The organism is Microbulbifer variabilis, assembly GCF_052468405.1.
The window spans coordinates 137,107-158,013 of record NZ_CP174343.1; the positions used below are offsets into that span (position 1 = coordinate 137,107).

Annotated in this window: 16 protein-coding genes; 11 read left to right on the plus strand and 5 right to left on the minus strand. The window is 53.8% G+C overall.

Annotated elements, in window-relative coordinates:
• Positions 1 to 11: 11 nt before the first annotated feature.
• Entirely contained in the window at positions 12 to 1,520 is a 1,509-nt protein-coding gene (locus ACJJJB_RS00950) for a M48 family metalloprotease (protein WP_020411972.1), read from the minus strand.
• 208 nt (positions 1,521 to 1,728) lie between these two features.
• Here ACJJJB_RS00950 and ACJJJB_RS00955 point away from each other — a divergent pair, with 208 nt between their 5' ends.
• From ACJJJB_RS00955 to ACJJJB_RS01000, 10 genes are all read left to right on the plus strand, one after another.
• Positions 1,729 to 2,007 carry a sulfurtransferase TusA family protein gene (locus ACJJJB_RS00955; RefSeq protein ID WP_020411973.1) on the plus strand — a complete coding sequence of 93 codons (279 nt, stop codon included), beginning with the start codon at positions 1,729 to 1,731 and terminating at the stop codon, positions 2,005 to 2,007.
• 20 nt (positions 2,008 to 2,027) lie between these two features.
• On the plus strand, positions 2,028 to 3,113 hold the full coding sequence (locus ACJJJB_RS00960) for an AI-2E family transporter (RefSeq protein ID WP_040628242.1): 1,086 nt from the start codon (positions 2,028 to 2,030) through the stop codon (positions 3,111 to 3,113).
• A 109-nt stretch (positions 3,114 to 3,222) separates the two neighbouring features.
• Positions 3,223 to 4,326 (plus strand): phosphoribosylaminoimidazolesuccinocarboxamide synthase, encoded by a 1,104-nt coding sequence (locus ACJJJB_RS00965; protein ID WP_445365528.1) that lies wholly within the window; start codon positions 3,223 to 3,225, stop codon positions 4,324 to 4,326.
• Positions 4,327 to 4,525: 199 nt separating this feature from the next.
• Positions 4,526 to 6,880 (plus strand): marine proteobacterial sortase target protein, encoded by a 2,355-nt coding sequence (locus ACJJJB_RS00970; protein ID WP_445365529.1) that lies wholly within the window; start codon positions 4,526 to 4,528, stop codon positions 6,878 to 6,880.
• On the plus strand, positions 6,877 to 7,455 hold the full coding sequence (locus tag ACJJJB_RS00975; protein WP_020411977.1) for a class GN sortase: 579 nt from the start codon (positions 6,877 to 6,879) through the stop codon (positions 7,453 to 7,455). The genes ACJJJB_RS00970 and ACJJJB_RS00975 overlap by 4 nt, the downstream gene beginning before the upstream one ends.
• Before the next feature lie 449 nt (positions 7,456 to 7,904).
• Entirely contained in the window at positions 7,905 to 10,574 is a 2,670-nt protein-coding gene (aceE, locus tag ACJJJB_RS00980; protein WP_020411978.1) for a pyruvate dehydrogenase (acetyl-transferring), homodimeric type, read from the plus strand.
• A gap of 17 nt (positions 10,575 to 10,591) precedes the next feature.
• The gene (gene aceF, locus ACJJJB_RS00985) at positions 10,592 to 12,244 is read left to right on the plus strand and encodes a dihydrolipoyllysine-residue acetyltransferase (protein WP_445365530.1); all 1,653 of its coding nucleotides are present in this window, start codon (positions 10,592 to 10,594) and stop codon (positions 12,242 to 12,244) included.
• A 251-nt stretch (positions 12,245 to 12,495) separates the two neighbouring features.
• Positions 12,496 to 12,765 carry a hypothetical protein gene (locus tag ACJJJB_RS00990; RefSeq protein ID WP_282951618.1) on the plus strand — a complete coding sequence of 90 codons (270 nt, stop codon included), beginning with the start codon at positions 12,496 to 12,498 and terminating at the stop codon, positions 12,763 to 12,765.
• 100 nt (positions 12,766 to 12,865) lie between these two features.
• A complete protein-coding gene (locus tag ACJJJB_RS00995; RefSeq protein WP_157533342.1) occupies positions 12,866 to 13,168 on the plus strand; it encodes a hypothetical protein in 303 nt (100 codons plus the stop codon).
• Positions 13,158 to 13,445, plus strand: coding sequence for a hypothetical protein (locus tag ACJJJB_RS01000; RefSeq protein ID WP_020411981.1), 288 nt, complete (start codon positions 13,158 to 13,160; stop codon positions 13,443 to 13,445). The genes ACJJJB_RS00995 and ACJJJB_RS01000 overlap by 11 nt, the downstream gene beginning before the upstream one ends.
• Positions 13,446 to 13,528: 83 nt before the next feature.
• Here the strand turns inward: ACJJJB_RS01000 and ACJJJB_RS01005 are convergent, their stop codons facing one another.
• From ACJJJB_RS01005 to ACJJJB_RS01015, 3 genes are all read right to left on the minus strand, one after another.
• Complete coding sequence (locus ACJJJB_RS01005) at positions 13,529 to 14,383, minus strand: glycosyltransferase domain-containing protein (protein WP_445365531.1); 855 nt, start codon at positions 14,381 to 14,383, stop codon at positions 13,529 to 13,531.
• A 194-nt stretch (positions 14,384 to 14,577) separates the two neighbouring features.
• A complete protein-coding gene (locus ACJJJB_RS01010; protein WP_445365532.1) occupies positions 14,578 to 17,778 on the minus strand; it encodes an efflux RND transporter permease subunit in 3,201 nt (1,066 codons plus the stop codon).
• 103 nt (positions 17,779 to 17,881) lie between these two features.
• Positions 17,882 to 19,024: an efflux RND transporter periplasmic adaptor subunit gene (locus tag ACJJJB_RS01015; protein WP_445365533.1), complete on the minus strand. Its 1,143-nt coding sequence runs from the start codon at positions 19,022 to 19,024 to the stop codon at positions 17,882 to 17,884.
• A 381-nt stretch (positions 19,025 to 19,405) separates the two neighbouring features.
• Between ACJJJB_RS01015 and ACJJJB_RS01020 the strand changes: the two genes are divergently transcribed.
• A complete protein-coding gene (locus ACJJJB_RS01020; protein ID WP_020411985.1) occupies positions 19,406 to 20,368 on the plus strand; it encodes an AraC family transcriptional regulator in 963 nt (320 codons plus the stop codon).
• On the opposite strand, the gene ACJJJB_RS01025 is transcribed toward ACJJJB_RS01020, so the two are convergent.
• Positions 20,365 to 20,649 (minus strand): high-potential iron-sulfur protein, encoded by a 285-nt coding sequence (locus ACJJJB_RS01025; protein WP_020411986.1) that lies wholly within the window; start codon positions 20,647 to 20,649, stop codon positions 20,365 to 20,367. The genes ACJJJB_RS01020 and ACJJJB_RS01025 overlap by 4 nt on opposite strands.
• Positions 20,650 to 20,907 lie beyond the last annotated feature (258 nt).

Below are 20,907 nucleotides of genomic sequence, written 5' to 3' on the forward strand. Positions count from 1 at the left end.
TTTATTTTGGGTTAAAGCTCTTTGGCTTTTTCCTGCATTTTGATCACATCCTTGAGGCGCTGCTCGAGAATGGCATTGGTCTGGTATTCGTTTTTTGTCATGCGAATACCGTGACGCAGGTGCTGAAGGGCTTTATCGAAGACGCCATTGAGAATGTAGTACTCGGCGCGGGCCTCATGCACTCCGACGATGTCCCCAGCGAGTCCATGGGTCTCCGCCAGCAGATACCATACGGAGGGGTCTTTCTTGCGTATGCGGCTATATTTGGCCAACAGGCGCTCCGCAGCCAGGTAATTGCCGGCTTTAAAGTGGGCATTGGCGAGGCCCATGATTAGGGCGTGATCACCAGGGTTGCGGTCAAGTGCATGCTGCAGACGCTGGGTGGCACTGGAATAATCTTCCCGCACCAGGTCGATGTCGGCTCGCGCCAGTACAAAGGCGGCCTTTGAAGGTTCTTTATCAAGCAGCGGCTGAAGGGTATCCAGGGCTGTATCTGGTTTACCCGCGGCAAGCTGCGCCAAGGCCAGGCCATAGCGTGCGGCGTCTTCATTGTCATTGATGCCGTTTAGCTCGGCATTGAAGCGTTTTACAGCTTGTTGGGGGGTTGGCTCCCCGGCCAGGCGAATACGGGCGCGCATCAGATGATAGTCCCGGCTATCACTCGGAGGTACTTTTGTCATGCGCTGGGAGCGGAGCTTGGCATCAGCGATACGTTTTTCTGTCACTGGGTGGGTGAGCAGGAATTCTGGTGGGCGGCGGTAGTAGCGGGTTGCCTTGAGCATTTGTTCGAACATTTCACCGGCGGCTTCCGGATCGCGCCCGGATTTGGCCAGGGTTTCGATGCCCACCCGGTCTGCTTCCTGCTCATTCTTGCGGCTGAAGCGTAGCTGGTTATCCAAAGCTGCAGCTTGGGTGGCAGTCATGGCAGCGAGGCCAGCTTCGCCACCGGCAGTGGCGGCGAGTACCAGGGCGCCGAGCATGCCAGCCAGAGTGGGGATGGTACTGTTGCGCTGGGCTTCCAGTGATCGCGCGTAGTGCCGCTGACTGAGGTGCCCGAGTTCGTGGGCGATCACCGAGGCGAACTGGTCTTCATTTTCGGCAAATAGAAAGAGACCGGTATGGATACCCATAATCCCACCGGGAACCGCAAATGCGTTCATGGTTTCATTGCTCACCACGACCACATCGATATTCTTGTCTTCCAGTGGGCTGTATTCCGCCAGCCCCTTTACGGTTTGCTCTACATATTGTTGGAGCAGGGCATCAGAGGAGGTTTTCACTTGGCTGCGGAACATACGCAGCCACATTTGTCCCAGCTCTTTTTCCCGTTGGCGCGAAACTACCCCGCTAGTGCTGTCGCCCAGCTCCGGTAGACGTATTTCCTCGCTGTCTGCGGTGGTGGCGATCGGGGTGGCGCCGAGTAGCAGGCCTATACCCAGCGCCCTAAGGCCGGTGCGGAATCGCTGCGTTAGAGGCGCTTTGTTACAACGGCGAGGCAGGGTCTTGTGGGAATCAGTCATCTCAATTACTGCTCGGTCTGTCCGTGAAGGATCTATAGTCCAACTCTATACGCAACCCTATTGAACTGTCGAGGTTTGGACTCAGTGGAGCACAAATGGTTCAGCTTTGCGCCACGTAGAGGGTTAAAAAGGGTAAAGCTTTGTGGGTGTGTGGCGCAGATTACGCGCTATAATCCGCGGCAATTCAAAGCGTGTGACTGAATAGCCAATGGCAAAAATCCCCACTGAGACAGTGCGAGAACAACCGCTTCCAGATTGGGACGCGGCGGAGAGGGTGGATGCGCGGAATTTGCCGTGCCCCCAGCCCCTGTTGGCCATGCGTCGCGCCCTGCGCGAGTATGAGGTGGGAACTCTTTTGTGTGTGATAGCAACAGATGAAGCTTCCTGGCGCGATTTTCACAGCTTTGCCGCCTTGAGCGGTAGGTCGCTACTGCGCGCAGAGCGGCGTGATAATACCTTTCTATATTGGCTGTACGCTGGCAAATGATGAACCAATCCCGAGAATCCATGTTATCGATTGTTAAAGGCTGGGTGAATCGCTACTTCAGCCAGGAAGAAGTGGTGCTGCTGGTGCTGCTTCTTACTGTAGCTCTGGTGGTGCTGGCCACACTCGGGGTGGTATTAGCGCCTGTACTTACGGCTTTGGTAATAGCCTTTTTAATGCAGGGCATGGTGCAAAAGCTTAAATCCTGGCGGGTGCCCCACTGGATGGCAGTAACACTGGCTTGCCTGGTGCTGGTGGGCGCCATCGTTGCCTTACTGTTTGTAGTGCTACCAATTATCTGGCGCCAGCTAGTGCGGCTGGGTGCGGAGTTGCCGAATATGGTTCAGCGCGGGCAGGAACTTTTACTGCTGTTGCCTGAGCGATACCCACGCCTGATTTCAGCGGCGCAGATCGATGAGATTTTTAACTTACTGGGCAGTGAGTTGGGTGGCATAGGTCAGACCCTGCTAGCCTTCTCCCTGACCAACCTGCCAATTTTTGCCGGATTGTTGATTTATGTGGTGGTGGTGCCGATCCTGGTGTTTTTCTTCCTCAAGGATTCCGATCAATTGATCCGCTGGTGCACCTCCTTCTTGCCAAAGGAGCGTCCGATGATGCATCAGATCTGGCATGAGATGAACGACCAGGTGGCAAACTATGTGCGCGGTAAGGTGGTAGAGATTGGCATAGTGGCAGCGGTCAGCTATGCCGCTTTTCTACTGTTAGGGGTGAATTACGCCTTACTGCTCGCGGTAGCAGTAGGGTTCAGCGTGTTGATTCCCTATATCGGCGCTGCGGTAGTGACGATTCCAGTGGCGGCCATAGGCTTGTTTCAGTGGGGGTGGAGCAATGAGTTTTTCTACTTGATGATCACCTACGGCATTATCCAGCTGCTCGATGGTAATGTGTTGGTACCGTTGCTTTTTTCTGAAGCGGTCAACCTTCACCCAGTGGCAATTATTCTGGCAGTTTTGTTTTTTGGTGGCATCTGGGGGTTCTGGGGTGTCTTCTTTGCTATCCCTCTGGCGACTTTGCTTAAGGCCATTATGAGTGCCTGGCCTACCAGTGAGCACCAGGCTGAGTGGGAGGCGAGGCGAATATCGGATTAATTATCTGATTTGGGTATTTAATCGATATCTTTTCTTTGTCTGTAGGTCGCGGCATTTGCTAGAATGCCGCGCTTTCTTTTATTTGGTCCCTTCAAATAGGTGAGAGCCCATGAGCCTGGCTGACAAAGTCCTAGCGGTCAATAATGACCTGCCTATCCGCACTGACAAGTCCATCCACAGTGGCAAAGTTCGCTCCGTTTACTGGCTGACCGAGGCCGACAGCCGTCGCCTGATCGAGGAGAAAGGTTATCCGGTAGCGCCGGACGCGCCTCTCGCAGTGATGGTAATTTCTGATCGCATCTCTGCATTCGACTGCATCTGGACCGGTGAAGGCGGTATGCGTGGCGTGCCTGGCAAGGGCGCGGCATTGAACGCTATTTCCAACCACTGGTTCAAGTTGTTTAAAGAACAAGGCCTGGCCGATAGCCACATTCTGGATATTCCGCACCCGCTGGTGTGGATCGTACAGAAGGCACGCCCGGTTATGATCGAAGCGATCGCCCGCCAGTACATCACTGGCTCCATGTGGCGTTCCTATCAGAAGGGTGAGCGCGAGTTCTGCGGGATTGAAATCCCCGATGGTCTGCAAAAAGACCAGAAGCTGCCAGAGCTGCTAATTACTCCCTCCACGAAAGGTATTCTCAAGGGCATCCCCGGTGTGCCGGAAGCCGATGATGTAAATATCACCCGCAAGAATATTGAGGACAATGTCGAGGCATTTGACTTCCGCGATTCGGGAGACATTGACCTGTATGAAAAGCTGCTGAAAGAGGGCTTCGATGTAATTTCTACGGAGCTTGAAAAGCTTGACCAAATCTTCGTCGACACGAAGTTTGAGTTCGGTTACGTGACCGATGCCAACGGTGAAGAAAAACTGATCTACATGGATGAGGTGGGCACCCCGGATTCCTCTCGTATCTGGGACGGTGAACAATACCGCGCTGGCAAGGTTGTGGAAAACTCCAAAGAGGGTTTCCGTCAGGCCCTGCTAAACCACTTCCCGGATTCCGATATCCTTCTGAACAAAGACCGTATGGGTGAGCGTCTGGCTCTGGCCCGTGATAACGAGTTGCCCGAGTCTATGCTGATGGATCTCTCCGCCACCTACGTGGGTATTGCCGAGAAAATTACCGGCAAGAAACTGGAGATTTCAGAGAACCCCAAAGAAGAGCTGCTTGAAGTTCTGCGCAAGGATTACGGCCTGGTCGATTAATCCAGTTCTAGTTGAAAAAACCGGCGCTGGCGCCGGTTTTTTTGTTCCTGCAGTTCCGGCTTGGCTCTTAGGGCTTTGCAATTTTCTACCCGCCATAATTCGTCATTTTTGCTCCTTACTTTCGCCCGATTCGTTGCCGTGTTTCGCCTGCTTCCCTGTTTTTAATAACCCCAGTTAATTAAAAAGTGGAGGGAAGTTTGTGAACAGGGTGATGTTGTTCGGGCAACGCTTTCACAAAGATGATCTGATGCTGCCGACAGAGGAATACTATCGCCGCCGTCAGCGCAGCGGTGGTCTGGGCCGCTGGATATTGTTTATTGTGGTGGTATTGGCGGTAGTAATCGCGGCTATTGGTGCAGAGGTGAACGCGCAAGAACTGCCCGGTGAGGTGGACACTGATGCTGCCTTCTTGGAAACGGTTACCCTGGATGAGGTAAAGGCTGGTGACTTGTTATTTACCGGTGCTGAGATGGGCCGCTATATTCCCGCAGTACACCTAGCGAGCCAAGTCAAAATAGTTATTCGCGGACTGGTTGCAGATGTACAGCTACAGCAAAAATTTCAAAATACCAGCGATAATTGGCAGGAAGCCATTTATGCATTACCACTGCCAGAACAGACGGCCGTTGCCAGGTTACAAATCCAGTTAGGCGAGCGCTTGATTGTCGGAAAAGTGCGTGAACGCAAGCAGGCGGCGAAGATTTATAAGGCTGCCCGTGCGGCGGGCAAGCGCGCAGCCTTACTGGAGCAACAACGGCCTAATTTGTTCACCAATAAGGTTGCCAATATTGCACCGGGAGAGGTAGTGCAGGTAAATATCCGCTACATCCAACCGGTGACTTACGATGGGGGTACGTTTTCCCTACGTATGCCTACTACGCTAACACCCCGTTATATCCCAGGTGAGTCTGTCCCTGTGCATGCGCTTGGTGGAGATGAGTTGAATCTGGTAACACAACATAATGGCTGGGCCCTACCGACAAATCAGGTACCGGATGCCCCGGCCATTACCCCACTAATGCAGCCGGCTGAGGAGCTTCATGCTATTGGCAGCCATAAGATGGCTATTGAAGTGGAGTTGCATAGCGGTCTGCCACTGGCACAAGTCAGCAGCCCCTATCACAAAATTGATGTTGAGGATCAAGAGGGCGGGCGCTACGACGTCCATCTGCGAGAAGGAGCGGTGAGTATGGATCGGGATTTTGTCCTGCGCTGGCAGCCGCATGCCTCGGCCCTGCCTCGCGCCGCCCTGTTCAGTGAGAGGATCGATGCTACTAGTGAGAAAGCTGGAACCTACTTACAGGTGATGTTACTGCCGCCCGATGACGGTATTCGCAGCCAGCGCCTGCAGCGGGAAGTGGTTTTTGTAATTGATACCTCTGGCTCCATGTCCGGCAATTCCATTCGTCAGGCTAAGGAAAGCCTGATACTGGCACTTGCTCGCCTGAGTGCGAATGATCGTTTTAATGTGATCGCATTTAACAGCGCTAGCCGTGCCCTTTTTCCACGCCCTGTAGTGGCAAGTGCGGAAAATATCCGTCGCGCGCGGCAGGAAATAGAAATCTTGAATGCAGAAGGTGGCACAGAGATGGCACCGGCTCTGCGCCTGGCTTTGGAGCAGCAGTTACCGGGCGATATCAACCTGGTGCACCAGGTGGTTTTTATTACTGACGGGGCGGTAGGGAATGAACAAGCGCTGTTTGAGGTAATTCACCAGCACTTAAATAACACCCGTCTTTTCACTGTGGGGATTGGCTCGGCACCCAACAATCATTTTATGCGCAAGGCTGCGCAGTATGGGCGAGGTGCCTTCGTCACCATTGGAGATATTACTGAAGTGCGTGAGCGTATGCACGCCCTGTTCACCAAGCTTGAAAACCCCGTGGCCACTGACCTGCAGCTCAGCTGGCCTGAGGGGTTAGTAGCGGATGCTTACCCCAAGAGAATTCCGGATCTTTATCGTGGTGAACCCTTACAACTGGTGGCCAGGGTAGAGGGCGGTAATTTTCAGGGGGAAATCAAGCTACGTGGGCGTATGGCAGACAAACAGTTTGTGCGTAAGCTGGCTTTAAAAGTCGATGAATCTGGACATGGTGGCAGTCTTGGAAGCCTGTGGGCGCGCAGCAAAATTGAATCCTTGCGTGACCAGCAGATGCAGATCGGTGAGAGCAGTGATACTGGCCAAGTATTGCGTGAACAAATTTTGCAGCTAGCCCTGGCACACCAGCTGGCTAGCCCTTATACCAGTTTTGTTGCTGTAGAGGAGAAAGTGGTTCGCAATGAAAAGGATAAACTCGCCCGCGGCCCGGTTACCAATGTGGTGCCTCGAGGGCAGGTGCTGCAGCGTCAGGCTTACCCCAGTACAGCGACTGGAGTCTATACCCAACTGCTTGCTGCCCTGGGATTATTCAGCTTTGCAGCATTGTTAAGTCGCGGGCGTAAGCTTCGCAGCAACATGGTGCATCAATTGCGCCACCTGTTGCGCAAGGTAATGCCGGATGTGCGCTGTACCCAAAATAGCTTTGAAGCCCGGCCTGGGGGAGTTCGTCCGTGATCCGCCCCCTGCTTTTCCTGGTGTGCTTCGTGGCGGGGTTATGGCAGCTGGGTTCCGCTGCCTGGTTGCTGGCAAAGGCACAGTTGGCTCAGCTACTGATTGTCAGTGCCTGGGAGGAGCAGTTGCAGGGTGGGGCTCCGCAAAAGCCCTGGCCCTGGGCGGATACTTGGCCTGTGGCCAAATTGAAGCTGGAAGGACAGTCGCCATTAATTGTTCTCGCCGGAGGCAGTGGGCAGGCGCTGGCTTTTGGCCCCGGCTTGTTGTCGGGTTCAGGGAGCCCAGGGGAAAACCGCACTACAGTGATTGCGGCTCATCGGGATACTCACTTTGCAGGATTGGACCGTGTCAGGCGAGGTACCTCCATTTATCTGCAAGATAAATACGGACGCTGGCATACTTACCGGGTTTCGGAGATGCGGATTGTGGATAGCGAGAGCGAACGCCTGCCGGTCTTTGCCGAGCGCGGGTTATTGCTGGTGACCTGTTACCCCTTCAATGCCCTGGCGGCGGGTGGTCCCCTGCGCTACTTGGTCTACGCTGAATATCAATCCGGCGGGGAGCTGGTTCGGCTGTGACCGAGACTATTATTTGGGACTCGATTTTGTAGTTCATTTTCTGAATCTTTCCATAAAATATTCCGGTAAAAGGACAAATTGGCAAATAATTGTTTTGCCCTTTTGTTTTATTTGTTACTAACCGTCCTATCTGGAAAATTTTTTGTAGTAATACTACAATCCTCTCCGCTAACAACCGGGAATGGGGTTTTGTCCGCCACTTTGCGCGGATCCCGGAGTAGATAATCACAGTCAAACTAGGCATTTGCGGTAGCAGATGGCGTCGCTTTTCCTCTCCGCCATATTCAAGTGAAGAAACACGCACTTTGCATTTGCGCCAACAAAGTTGGTGAATTGGCGGAACCAAGAAAAAAAGGAAGCTTTTTTTTGCCCGCGCTGTAGTTTGCCCGCGTACCGATTTTTGAGAAATAGACCGACTCGACGTCGCCTAATTCGCCGAGGAGCACTTGATGCACGAAGATACCGATAACCTCGAAACGCAGGAATGGCTGGATGCGCTGCAGGCGGTTATCCGCTACAGCGGCAAAGAACGCGCAGCCTTCCTTCTGAAGCAGTTGTCCGATCGCGCTACTGATGTAGGCGTACAGCTGCCCGCGGCTATCACCACACCCTACCGCAATACCATTCCGCCCAATGCGGAAAAACGCATGCCCGGCGATCTGTTTATGGAGCGCCGCATACGCTCTCTGATCCGCTGGAATGCCCTGGCGATGGTAGTGCGCGCTAACCAGAACAACGACCATCTCGGCGGCCATATCTCCAGCTTCTCTTCTGCGGCTACTCTCTACGATGTGGGCTTTAACTATTTCTTTCGCGGTAATGAGGGCGAAGAGCGCGGTGACCTGATTTTCTTCCAGGGCCACAGTGCGCCGGGCATTTATGCACGTTCCTACCTCGAGGGGCGCTTCGATGAAGAGCAGCTGGACAACTTCCGTCGCGAAGTAAATGGCAATGGCCTCTCCTCTTACCCGCACCCTTGGCTGATGCCGGAGTACTGGCAGTTCCCCACGGTTTCCATGGGATTGGGGCCGATCCAGGCGATTTACCAGGCACACATTATGCGCTACCTGTCTGCCCGCGGCCTGTCCCCGCGCGGCGATCGCAAGGTGTGGGCTTTCCTCGGTGACGGCGAGTGTGACGAGCCGGAAACCCTGGGCGCAATTTCCCTGGCGGGTCGAGAGCAACTGGAAAACCTGGTGTTTGTGGTCAACTGTAACCTGCAGCGCCTGGACGGCCCGGTTCGCGGCAACGGCAAGATCGTACAGGAGCTGGAAGGCGTATTCCGCGGTGCCGGCTGGAACGTTGTCAAAGTACTCTGGGGCCGCCTGTGGGATCCGCTGCTGGAGAAAGATGATAAAGGCCTGTTGCAGAAAGTCATGGACGAAGTGGTCGATGGCGAGATGCAGAACTTCAAGGCCAACGGTGGTGCCTATACCCGTGAACACTTCTTCGGCAAATACCCGGAGCTGTTGGAGCTGGTTAAGGATATGTCCGATGATGAGATTATGAAGCTCAATCGCGGCGGCCACGATCCTTACAAAGTTTACGCAGCCTACGCGGCGGCTATGGCCCACAAAGGGCAGCCCACTGTAATCCTGGCGCAAACGGTTAAAGGCTACGGCCTGGGCTCTGCCGGTGAAGCGGCGATGGATACTCACTCCGTGAAGAAGCTGGACCTGGATTCCCTCAAGCGTTTCCGCGACCGTTTTGCCATTCCGCTCACCGACAAAGAGTTGGAAGAAGTGCCTTACTACCGTCCATCTCCGGACAGCCCGGAAATGAAATATATGGCGGAGCGTCGCAAGGCCCTGGGTGGTCCGGTTCCCCGTCGCCCGGTTGAGTGCCCGAAATTGGAAATTCCCGGTCTCGACGCATTTAGCGCACTGACTAAAGGCTCCGGTGAGCGTGAAATCTCCACCACCATGGCATTCGTTCGCGCCATTGCCGCACTAGTAAAAGACAAGAATATCGGCAAGAACATCGCGCCGATCGTTCCCGATGAAGCCCGTACCTTTGGTATGGAAGGCCTGTTCCGCCAGCTGGGTATCTATTCCTCCCAGGGGCAGCGCTACACCCCGGTGGATCACGGCCAGATCATGTATTACAAGGAAGACAAGAAAGGCCAGGTGCTGGAAGAGGGCATCAACGAAGCTGGCGCTATGTCCGCCTGGATGGCGTTGGCCACTGCCTACAGCAACCACGGCGTGCCGATGGTGCCTTTCTATATTTACTATTCAATGTTTGGCTTCCAGCGCGTGGGCGACCTGGCCTGGGCCGCTGGAGATATGCAGGCACGCGGTTTTCTGATCGGCGCCACTGCCGGCCGCACCACCCTGAACGGTGAGGGTCTGCAGCACCAGGACGGTCACAGCCACGTGCTGTCCTCCACTATCCCCAACTGCCGCAGCTATGACCCAGCCTACGGTTACGAGCTGGCAGTGGTTATGCAGCGCGGCTTGAAAGAGATGTACGAGGAGCAGAAGAACCTCTTCTACTACATCACCATCGAGAACGAAAACTACCTGCAGCCGGAAATGCCCCAGGGTGTGGAAGAAGGCATTATTCGCGGTATCTACAAGCTGCAGTCCAACGTCAAGAAAGGCGCCAAGGGCAAAGCGGCGAAAAAGCATGTGCAGCTGATTGGTGGCGGTACTATTTTGCGCGAAGTACTGGCAGCGGCGGATATCCTCGCCGACCAGTTCGGTGTGACTTCTGACGTGTGGAGCCTCACCTCCGCCGTTGAAGCTGCCCGTGAAGGTCAGGATGCGGCGCGCTGGAATATGCTGCACCCGGAAGCTGAGCCGCGCAAAGCCTGGATCACTGAGCAGTTTGAAGGCAACACGTCTCCCGTTATCGCCTCTACCGACTACATCCGTTCCTACGTGGAGCCTCTGCGCGAATTTATCGACGGTGAACTGACTACCCTGGGCACCGATGGTTTTGGTCGTAGTGACAGCCGCGAGCAGCTGCGCCGCTTCTTCGAAGTGGATCGCAACTACGTGGTAATCGCCGCACTGAACGGCTTGGCCAAGCAGGGTGTTATTGATGCTAAAGAGGTTGCGGAAGCGATCGTGAAGCTCAATATCGACGCCGAAAAAGTTAACCCACGCATCAGCTAAGAGAAGGCAGAACTCCTATGGCAAAACAAGTCATTAAAGTGCCTGATCTCGGTGGTGCCGATCAGGTGGATGTGATTGAAATTACTGTTGCTGTCGGCGATACCGTCGCGCAAGAGGATTCACTGATTGTGGTGGAGGGGGATAAAGCCTCCATGGATGTCCCAGCCCCAGTGGCTGGCAAAATCCTCAGCATCAGCGTGAAAGAGGGCGATAAGGTCTCTGAAGGCGATGTGATTGGGGAGATCGAAACCGATGTAGCGGAAGCGCCGGCAGAGGAGCCCGCTGCGGCACCTGCCAAGGAAGAAACTGCACCGGCGGCCGAGCCCGCAGCTGAAGCCCCTGCGGCAGCAGTGAGCGGTGAGCCGAAAGAGGAAACGATCCAGGTCCCGGACCTGGGTGGTGCCGATGCAGTTGATGTGATCGAGATCAGTGTACAGCCCGGCGATGCGGTCGAAGAGGGCGACTCCCTGATTGTGGTGGAAGGCGATAAAGCCTCTATGGATGTGCCTTCCCCCAGCGCCGGTACTGTGGTCTCTATCGCCGTTAAGGAAGGTGATAAGGTTTCCACTGGCGATACCCTTGGTGTGTTGAAAGTAGTTGCCACAGGCGCCGCCGAGCCCGCGGCTACAGCTGCAGCCCCTGCAGCCCCTGCAGCGACAGCGCCTGCCGAGAGCGCGCCACAGCAGGCATCTGCGTCTGTTGAGCCCCCGGCAGTGCCGCAAAAAGATCATCAGCTGGAACGAGATTTTACCGCCGCAGCCCAGGTTTACGCCGGTCCTGCCGTGCGCAAACTGGCGCGGGAGTTGGGCGTTACCTTGAACAAGGTGAAGCCCACGGGTCCCCGCAACCGGGTCTCCAAGGATGATCTGCACAACTATATCCGCGAACAGGTGAAGAAGGCTGAGAGCGGTGCCGTTGGCGTAGGCGGTGGAATCGGTATTGCCAAGATGCCGGATATCGACTTCAGCCAGTTTGGCCCGGTGAACGTGGAGCCGATGAGCAAGATCCACAAGATCACCGCTGCCAACATGTCGCGTAACTGGCTTAATGTGCCCCACGTCACCCAGTTTGATGATGCGGATATCACTGAGCTGGAAACCTTCCGCAAGTCCATGAAGGCCGAGGCGGAGAAGCGCGGAGTGAAGCTCACCCCAGTGCCTTTCCTGCTGAAAGCGGTAGCCGCAGCCCTGCGCGCAGAGCCCAGCTTTAATGTATCCCTGCACAATGATGGCGAGCACATTGTGCGCAAGGACTATGTACATGTGGGGATGGCAGTGGATACGCCAAAAGGCTTAATGGTGCCGGTTATCCGCGATGTGGATAAAAAAGGCTTGTACGAGCTGGCGGCCGAGGCCACTGAGATGGCCCTGAAAGCCCGTGATGGCAAGTTGAAACCCAACGAGATGCAGGGTGCTTGCTTCACTATCTCCAGCCTGGGGGCTATCGGCGGCACCGGATTTACCCCGATCGTCAATTCTCCGGAAGTAGGTATCCTCGGAGTATCCAAGCTGGCGATGAAGCCGGTGTGGAACGGTAAGGACTTTGAGCCCCGGCAGATGTTGCCCTTGGCGCTCTCCTACGATCACCGCGCGGTAAATGGCGGAGATGCCGGACGCTTTATGACTTATTTGGTCAGCGTGCTGGCAGACGTGCGTCGATTGTTGCTGTAAAGGTTCCAGAGTCATTACCCTAAAAAAGCGGCCTTTGGCCGCTTTTTTATTTTTCGAGCTGCCTTATGTAGCTATTGCTTTTAGGTATGCTCGCCTACGCAGTGGGGTGGAAGGAAAATGACGTTTAAATTCACTTAAAGATGAATTATGCGAATAAATGACTTGGCGCCAACTGGCTGGAAATTCCCTGGCAACTAGACTCAGAGAAAGACAACTATCAACGCAACACTGAAAATGTGGAGTGTCGGATCATGAGACCTTCAGGGAAATTCGCCTTTCCTGTCGTATCGGCACTGGTGATGCAGGGTTGCTTGTTTTTGCCGGCTGAGGAAGTGGAGGGTGAAGATCCATTCTTCTTTGAGACTGGCACAGCCAGGCAAGGCGAGAGTTTTGTTGATGCCGGCGCCCATCACTCCCGACTTCGGCCACCTATAACGGTCGGTTTTCAGTGTGAGGAGAGTTGCGAGGATAGAGTGTACGATTCCTCTAGTTGGTTTTTCCCGATACTGAGGGTGTATTAGCCTCTGTGGGAATCCGCATGGAGATCGCTACAGCATAACCCGGTCTTTTACCGAAGTACGCGAAGTCAATTTCGCGTGGTACCGATACGGAGAAGTGCCCATGCAAAAATCCCCGATAGTAATTTCATTGTTTACAACGAGCTTGTTATTGGCAGCTTGTGGAACACCAGATACACGCAATCAAGTGGTTTACCCTTACAGTCCACCTACACCGCGCCATCTGGATTACCGTGCTTATCCTGCCCCTTCGTCACACGTGCCCGCAGCGCCCCCATCACGTAAATCCAGTTATTCCAGTTGTCCCGGAGATTCTGAAGAGCTAGCGCCCGGTTCTATTTGTCCACCCAGTGCTCGTTGTATAGATATTTCTGGCGGAAGGCGATGTATCTCTTATGAAGAGTAAAATTATACTGCCTTTGATATTTGCGCAGTTGCTCGGCGGCTGCGCCGACGGCTTTTGGCAGGATTTGTGTGGCGACCCGGTTTATTACACTTATAAGCGCAGCCCAGTACCACCCGATGAAATTACGGCTTTCCCGCGTTTTTGTCTTGTGGGCGACCCCTACATGGGTGAACTTGAAAACTGCATTGCCGCCGGTGTGCACTGTTACCAACTAGATACTGGCGACTGGTGTGCGGGACCTTATTCGCCCTTTGTATTGAGCTACAGTTTTTACTAGCACCGGATGCGTGCAGCTTTATTTGATTCAGGTTTGGGTGGTTTAAGAATACTTAAATATTAAGTTTACTCAGGCTATAGTAATTAGATTTTAAGCAAGGACTTTAAACTGTCTTTGATGGTCGTGCCGATATAGTGCTTTAATCCATTGAATGTATTCTTGATGTTAACCTCATGATAATAATCATATCCTAGTTCTTTTAATAGTACGTGAATATTCTTTGTAACACCTATGGCGAACCAGCTGCAGGGAAAGGAAATAATGCAGGGCATCTCTTTATTTTTAAGCTGGATTTGCCCCTGGTCAATGCAATTTACCTGATTGAGAAGGTTAAAGCTTCCGTCTGAGAGGTCAAAGTTATAAAAGAGCCTGGACTTGCCGTCTATTCCAATGTGTTCAGGCGAATGGTGTGTGTAGTATTCCCTTATCATTTTTTGGTCATCGCTATAGTCGGGATACATCTCCTTAATGACTGAAAATAGATGACTTAATGTTTTTACTTTTCCTATAAATATACCCGTTGAAAATATGATGTTTCCTGCAAAGTACTTTCGCTCGAAGAAACCCTGTGTTCCACTATGTTGGTGGTCATTTGAGAATACTATATCTCGGTCAAAAGAATAAAATTTACTCTCGAGTTGATGAATGGACGGTAAGATTATTGAATCGAAACCATCAAAATAACAGAGGATATCTTCTTCCGGTAGAGTCTTGCAGAAAGGGAGAAGCAGATCGATTTTTGTGGAAAAATTTTTCCATGGTTGTTCTTGCCCGAGTATGGTGAGTGAAACCCCATTGCGTTTGGCGGATTCCTGTAGAACAGGGAACATTCTTTCAGAGTGAGTGGCAATAGTGACGAGGTGTAACATTTCAGGAACGAGACTACCTGGGTTCCATGGCCTTAATCGTTGACTGGTGAATTCCAGCTGCTGAAGCAAGTCTAGTCCAAGGTTTGTGAACCGTTTGGAGGGGCTGGTTTCCTCGCGTAGTGTGACTCCACGCCTTGCCTATGAGGGCAAGAATTACTTTTGAGCAAATGGGGAAAGGGTTCCAGGCCGGTGCCCGCTATTGAAAAGACGAGCGTAAAAAGAAAAAGCCCCAGGCACAAATATGTGCCTGGGGGTAAGGGGCTTTAGCCGTTAGCAGGTTGTTCTAACGGCAAGGGGGTATCCTGGACTTGATGTGCGCTTACATTCTTTGACGTGGATATTTTACCGCCGGCAATTTTGCGTAGGGCAACATAAAACACGGGTGTCAGGAACAGGCCAAACAGTGTGACACCGATCATGCCGGTAAATACGGTAATGCCCATGGCATTGCGCACCTCAGCGCCAGCGCCGCCGGCCAATACCAGTGGAACAACACCGGCAATAAAGGCGACGGAAGTCATAATGATCGGGCGCAGACGCAGGCGGCAGGCTTCCAGTGCAGCCTCGACAGTGCCTTTGCCTTCCATTTCCAGTTCGCGAGCAAATTCCACGATTAAAATAGCGTTCTTACAAGCGAGCCCCATCAGTACAACCAGCCCGACTTGAACAAATACATTGTTGTCGCCGCCAGTAGCCCAGACACCAAATAGTGCAGCCAGCAGGCACATGGGCACGATCAGGATCACCGCCAGCGGCATAACCCAGCTCTCATAGAGGGCGGCCAGCACCAGGAATACCAGTAGTACTGCGAGCGGGAAAACCACCATAGCGGCATTGCCCTGGTTGACCTGCTGGAAGCTGAGGTCGGTCCACTGGATTTGCATGCCCGGTGGTAGGGCTTGGCTGGCAACCTGCTCAACCGCTGCCAGTGCCTCGGAAGAGGACAACATACTGGGATCGGATTGTCCCATCAGGTCGGCTGCGGGATAGCCGTTGTAACGGATGACCGGGTCGGGTCCGTAGCTTTGGCGCAGAGTCACCATAGTGCTGATGGGCACCATCTCCCCATTCATATTGCGAGTGTAGAGATTATCGAGATCCTGCACTTCATCGCGGAAAGGCGCATCTGCCTGGGCAACCACCTGGTAGGTGCGACCGAACAGGTTGAAGTCGTTGATATACATGGAGCCGAAATACAGCTGCAGGGTGCCGAATAGATCGTCCATACGCACGCCCTGGGCTTTGGCCTGTAGGCGGTCTACCTCGGCGTCCATCTGCGGCACATTGGCCTGGTAGGAGCTGAAGGGGTAGCTGAGGCCGCTGGCTTGGCTCAGGGCCCCAGCCAGCATATTGGTAGCATTTTGCAGCTCACCGTAGCCGGCACCGCGACGGTCCTGGACATAGAGGGAGTAGCCGGACCCAGCACCCAGCCCGAAGATGGGCGGTGGCATAAAGGTCATGGCAAAGCCTTCCTTGATCTGTGAGATTTTGCCATTTAGCTCCGCAGCGATTTCCTGGGCACTGCGCTCACGTTCATCGAAATCGTCGAACAGGATAAATACCGTGCCCACGTTGGGGGTGTTGGTACCTTGCAGGGCATTGAAGCCGACAAAGGCTGCGGCGTTGGCAACCCCCTCAGTTTCCAAAGCCAATTCACTCACGCGGCGAGCAACTTCCTCGGTGCGGTCCAGGGAGGCACCTTCTGGCAGGCGGATACTACCCACCAGGTAAGTCTTATCCTGAACCGGAATAAAGCCGCCGGGCACCTGTTGGAACAGGGCGAAGGTACCGCCGAGCAATATCAGGTAGACCCCAAATACGATACCGCGACGCTTGAGGCTATGGCCCACCACCCGCTGGTAGCGCTCGGAGTTGCGCTGGAAGAAGCGGTTGAACGGGCGGAATAACCAGCCGAACAGGCGCTCGATAATGCGCGCGGGTATATCCGGCTTGGCACCGTGGGGCTTCAGCAGGGTTGCCGCCAGAGCCGGGGACAGAGTCAGGGAGTTGATCGCGGAGATAATGGTGGCGATGGCAATGGTGGTGGCGAACTGGCGGTAGAACTGACCGGTGATGCCGTCCAGGAAGGCCATGGGCACAAATACCGCACAGAGCACCAAACTGATGGCGACAATCGGACCGCTCACCTCGCGCATGGCCTGGTGGGCAGCGGCTAAAGGTGTCAGTCCCTCCTCAATATTGCGCTCGACGTTTTCCACCACCACGATGGCGTCATCCACCACAATACCGATGGCCAGTACCATGGCGAACAGGGTCAGGGTGTTGATCGAGAAGCCCAGCATCAACAGCACCGCAAAGGTGCCGACAATAGATACCGGCACGGCCAAGAGTGGAATCAGGGAGGCGCGCCAGGTCTGCAGGAACAGGATAACCACCAGCACTACCAGTAACACCGCCTCAAGCAGGGTCTTGATCACAGAGCTGATGGAAGTACTGACAAATACGGTTGGGTCGTAGGCAACTTTCCACTCCAGGCCTTCGGGGAACCGTTCTCCCAGTTCCGCCATCTTCTCGCGTACTTCAGCGGAGACTTCCAGGGAATTGGAGCCTGGAGACTGGAAAATCGGAATGGCGACCGCCTGGCGGCCGTTTAGTAAGGCGCGTAGAGAGTCTTGGGATGAGGCCAGTTCAACCCGCGCCACGTCACGCAATCGGGTAATTTCACCATCGCTGCCGGTCTTCAGTACCACATTGCCAAACTCTTCTTCGCTTTGCAGGCGGCCCTTGGCGTTGATAGAGATCAGGAAATCAGAACCATTGGGCATCGGCGAGGCGCCGATCTGTCCGGCGGACACCTGCACATTTTGCTCACGCACTGAGCTGACGATATCCGCTGCAGTCACGCCCAGGGCCGCCGCTTTTTGCGGGTCTACCCACAGGCGCATGGCATAGTCCCCGGAGCCAAAGACGGCGGCGAGGCCCACACCGGGAATACGCGACAGCTCATCACGGATATGCAATACCGCATAGTTGCGAATATAGGTGGCATCGAGGCTGTCGTCTGGAGAGATCAGATGCACCGCCATCATCAGGTTGGGCGACTGCTTCTGCGTGGTTACCCCCTGGCGGCGTACGTCTTCCGGTAGACGGGGTAGTGCCTGGGATACCCGGTTTTGTACCTGAACCTGGGCCTGGTCTGGGTCGGTGCCCAGTTTAAAAGTGACATTCAAAGTGAGGGTGCCGTCACTGCCGGCCACCGACTTCATGTAGATCATGTTTTCTACACCATTGATGGCTTCCTCCAATGGTGTGGCAACAGTTTCGGAAATCGTTTTGGGGTTGGCTCCAGGGTAGCGAGCGCTAACTTGCACGCTGGGGGGTACAACTTCCGGATATTCACTAACCGGTAGCGATGGGATACTGATCAGACCCACCACAAAAATAATGATCGACAGCACCGATGCAAAAATAGGTCGGTCGACAAAGAAACGGGAAAAATTCATACACTGCTACCCCGTGAGCGGCAATATAAACGCTCGAATTCCATTGATATAACTCTTCCAGAGTGGATGCTGGCCATAGTAGGGCTGCCTTCTACCCGTTGTCTCAGTGGCCCGCTGCCTGGGCGCCACCACCCCGCACTTGCTGGGCAACCATTTCAGGCACCACGGGCATACCGGGGAAGAAAATTTTCTGTAGGCCGTTGACCACAATTCGTTCGCCAACTTGCAGGCCACTGCGAATTACCGTGCGCTCACCCTGGCGTGGCCCTACTTGAATTGGGCGACGTTCTGTCAGGTTCTCTTGAGTGACCACATAGACGTAGCGGCGGTCCTGATCGGTAAGTACGGCCTTGCTATCGATTAGTACTGCTTGATCCATTTCTTCAATGGGCATCTCCACACGGGCGAACTGTCCGGGCTTAAAAGTACCTTCGGTATTGGAAACCACTGCCCGGAACTGGATGGTGCCTGTGTGGCTATTGAGGCGATTATCGATAAAGTCCAGCTTGCCCTTATGGGGGTAGCCGTTTTCACCGGAGAGGCCGATATGTACTGGAGGCGCAGAATCGGCCCTGAGCAGGCGGCGGCTCTCGGCGAAAGTCTGTTCATCGCTTTCGAAGTAGACGTACATGGGGTCTACAGAGACCAGAGTGGTCAGCAAGGTGGCATCGGCATTAGCGAGATTACCTTTAGTGACTAGGGCGCGACTTACCTGACCACTAATTGGAGCCTTGACCTGAGTGTACTGGAGGTCGAGTCGGGCGTTTTCCACTGCTGCTTCTGCGGCGCTTAGGGCTGCGCGTTCCGCGTCCCTTGAGGCGATGCGACGGTCGTATTCCTCGCGGGAGATCGCTTTGCTGTCCAGTAGCTGCTGGGCGCGGCCGGCCTGTTTTTCACTGAAGGACAGCTGGCTGCGCACTCGCTGTAAATCGGCCTCAGCAGCACGAAGACGGGCTTTATAGGGGCGTTGGTCGATGGTGAACAGGACATCGCCACGTTTTACTAGGGCACCTTCGGCAAAGGAAACCTGGTCGATATAGCCACTCACGCGGGGACGTAATTCCACGGTTTCGGGCGCTACAACTCGCCCGGTAAAACTGCGCCACAGGGTGGTAGGCTCAGAGCCGACTTTTGCAACTTCAACCGCAGGTGGCGGCGGCTGTTGTCCCGCAGGCTCGCTGGTGCCACAACCGGACAGAACCAGTGCGGACAGACCGAGTAAAGTGACTGTTAATTTCTTGACCATAACGCGTGTACTCCCTTTGCTACGGAAGAGGGAGGTGCTGAATGGCTCCTCTCCTACTAGGGCTGCAACTTTAATGATGAGCAAGATGATGAGGGTATCCGGTAACTATGGATTGATTGCCTATTCCTGCTTAAGGGGGAAAGTGATGTAGAAATGAGTGCCGTATAGGGGGAGTAATTGGAACTGGATATATAACTAGTTGTTTGTCAAATTGAATGAGATTTTACCGTGATTTGAGAGGTATGATTAGTCTGCGGTTATCTATTACTGCACGGTAATTGCCCATTCCTGCAAAAGAGTCGGGAGATTGCCTAAAACTCCGTATACTGTGAGCCACCTAGATTGATGTAGCCCGCTGGGATGCGGTCGAAAGGGGAACGTATGAGAACCGATGGCAGTGTGAATCAACAGTCTCCAACTTCTTTGCTGGAACCTACTCGCAAGAAGTTGGCCGGGACACTCCAGCGACTGGCACCCGAGCAGGGGCTAATAGAAACCTACTTGGATGGTTTGGCCCTAATCCGTTGTAACGAGCCGGTAGCTTGTGCCTCCTCTGTATATGCGCCATCTCTCAATTTTATTATTCAGGGAAGTAAAACTCTGGAGTTGGGAGACAGGGAAATTTCCTATATGCCTCTCAGCTATGTGGCGACTTCAGTACACCTTCCCATTCTTGGGCGAGTAGAGCGTGCTTCGGAGGACACCCCTTTCCTCGGTGTGAAGTTAACGATAGATCCCAAAGAAGTAGCTGACCTGGTATTGGAGCTGGGAGATAAGGCCCCGGGAGTGGAGGCGGGGTATGACTGCCCTGAAGTGAGTTGTGGCCTTTGTGTGACGCAGATGGATCAGGGAATGCTGGATGCATTGAGCCGGCTGGTACACCTGTTGGAAACTCCTGTGGATGCTCAGATATTGGCCCCCCTGGCGCGACGGGAGATTATCTATCGCGCCTTAATGGGTGAAATCGGTGCCCGTATGCGCAAGTTTGCTATGGCAGACAGTCAGGCAAATCGGGTATCCAGAGTCATTGAAGTATTGAAGGACCGCTACTCGGAGCCGCTACGCATTAGTGACTTGGCAGAGCAGGCGAATATGAGCGAGTCATCGCTGTATCACAGCTTCAAGCAAATCACCCGCATGTCGCCCCTGCAGTTTCAAAAGAAATTGCGCTTACATGAAGCCCGCCGCTTGATGCTCACTGAGGGCCTGGAGGCAGCTTCCGCCAGCTATAGGGTGGGCTATGAAAGTCCTTCACATTTTAGCCGTGAGTACAGCCGCATGTTTGGCCTCCCCCCACGTGCGGATGTGAGTAAGCTGCGTGGTGAGCAAAGGGTGCCAGCCTAGTCCGAGGTGGCATCACCCTGTTTGAGGACAAACAGGCTGCACCACCCCTCAGGACTGATTTCTCCTTCGACCACGATGCAGGCATTAGGCGGCTGGAAAAGCTGGCAGTCAACGCACTTCTTGCCATTATTTGGTGTGTCCTGATAATTCACGGCTTCTTTTTTTGCCTTGATCTGTGCGTTAGTGCGATCTGTGACAATAACTGCCGCCGGTAATATCGCTAGTGAGCAGCTGGAGATTTTGAGGAATTTTCTACGGGAGATAGTCTGTTTCCGGTCCATGCTAGAAAAGTGTCCAAATTAATTGGTTAGGGCTTCAAAAATTCAGAGTAGCTGGACGAGAGGTTTTTGCTGGGATTAACACTTTTTACAGAAAAAAAGAGAAGTAAGAATCAATCTTATTGTCATTTAAGGGTTCAATACACCTGTCTGTTCCCTGGTCAGCTGAAATCAGGCTTCGCACTAAATTAGCCGCTGGAGGAGCACTATTTAATCTGCCGTGATTTTTTTGGATAGGGTTGCTTTAGGTAGTTGTATAAA

Bases quoted from the DNA above. Each gene is read 5' to 3' on its own strand.
- ACJJJB_RS00950 (WP_020411972.1), bottom strand. From the start codon at position 1,520: ATGACTGATTCCCACAAGACCCTGCCTCGCCGTTGTAACAAAGCGCCT.
- ACJJJB_RS00955 (WP_020411973.1), top strand. From the start codon at position 1,729: ATGGCAAAAATCCCCACTGAGACAGTGCGAGAACAACCGCTTCCAGAT.
- ACJJJB_RS00960 (WP_040628242.1), top strand. From the start codon at position 2,028: ATGTTATCGATTGTTAAAGGCTGGGTGAATCGCTACTTCAGCCAGGAA.
- ACJJJB_RS00965 (WP_445365528.1), top strand. From the start codon at position 3,223: ATGAGCCTGGCTGACAAAGTCCTAGCGGTCAATAATGACCTGCCTATC.
- aceE (WP_020411978.1), top strand. From the start codon at position 7,905: ATGCACGAAGATACCGATAACCTCGAAACGCAGGAATGGCTGGATGCG.
- aceF (WP_445365530.1), top strand. From the start codon at position 10,592: ATGGCAAAACAAGTCATTAAAGTGCCTGATCTCGGTGGTGCCGATCAG.
- ACJJJB_RS00990 (WP_282951618.1), top strand. From the start codon at position 12,496: ATGAGACCTTCAGGGAAATTCGCCTTTCCTGTCGTATCGGCACTGGTG.
- ACJJJB_RS00995 (WP_157533342.1), top strand. From the start codon at position 12,866: ATGCAAAAATCCCCGATAGTAATTTCATTGTTTACAACGAGCTTGTTA.
- ACJJJB_RS01000 (WP_020411981.1), top strand. From the start codon at position 13,158: ATGAAGAGTAAAATTATACTGCCTTTGATATTTGCGCAGTTGCTCGGC.
- ACJJJB_RS01010 (WP_445365532.1), bottom strand. From the start codon at position 17,778: ATGAATTTTTCCCGTTTCTTTGTCGACCGACCTATTTTTGCATCGGTG.
- ACJJJB_RS01015 (WP_445365533.1), bottom strand. From the start codon at position 19,024: ATGGTCAAGAAATTAACAGTCACTTTACTCGGTCTGTCCGCACTGGTT.
- ACJJJB_RS01020 (WP_020411985.1), top strand. From the start codon at position 19,406: ATGAGAACCGATGGCAGTGTGAATCAACAGTCTCCAACTTCTTTGCTG.
- ACJJJB_RS01025 (WP_020411986.1), bottom strand. From the start codon at position 20,649: ATGGACCGGAAACAGACTATCTCCCGTAGAAAATTCCTCAAAATCTCC.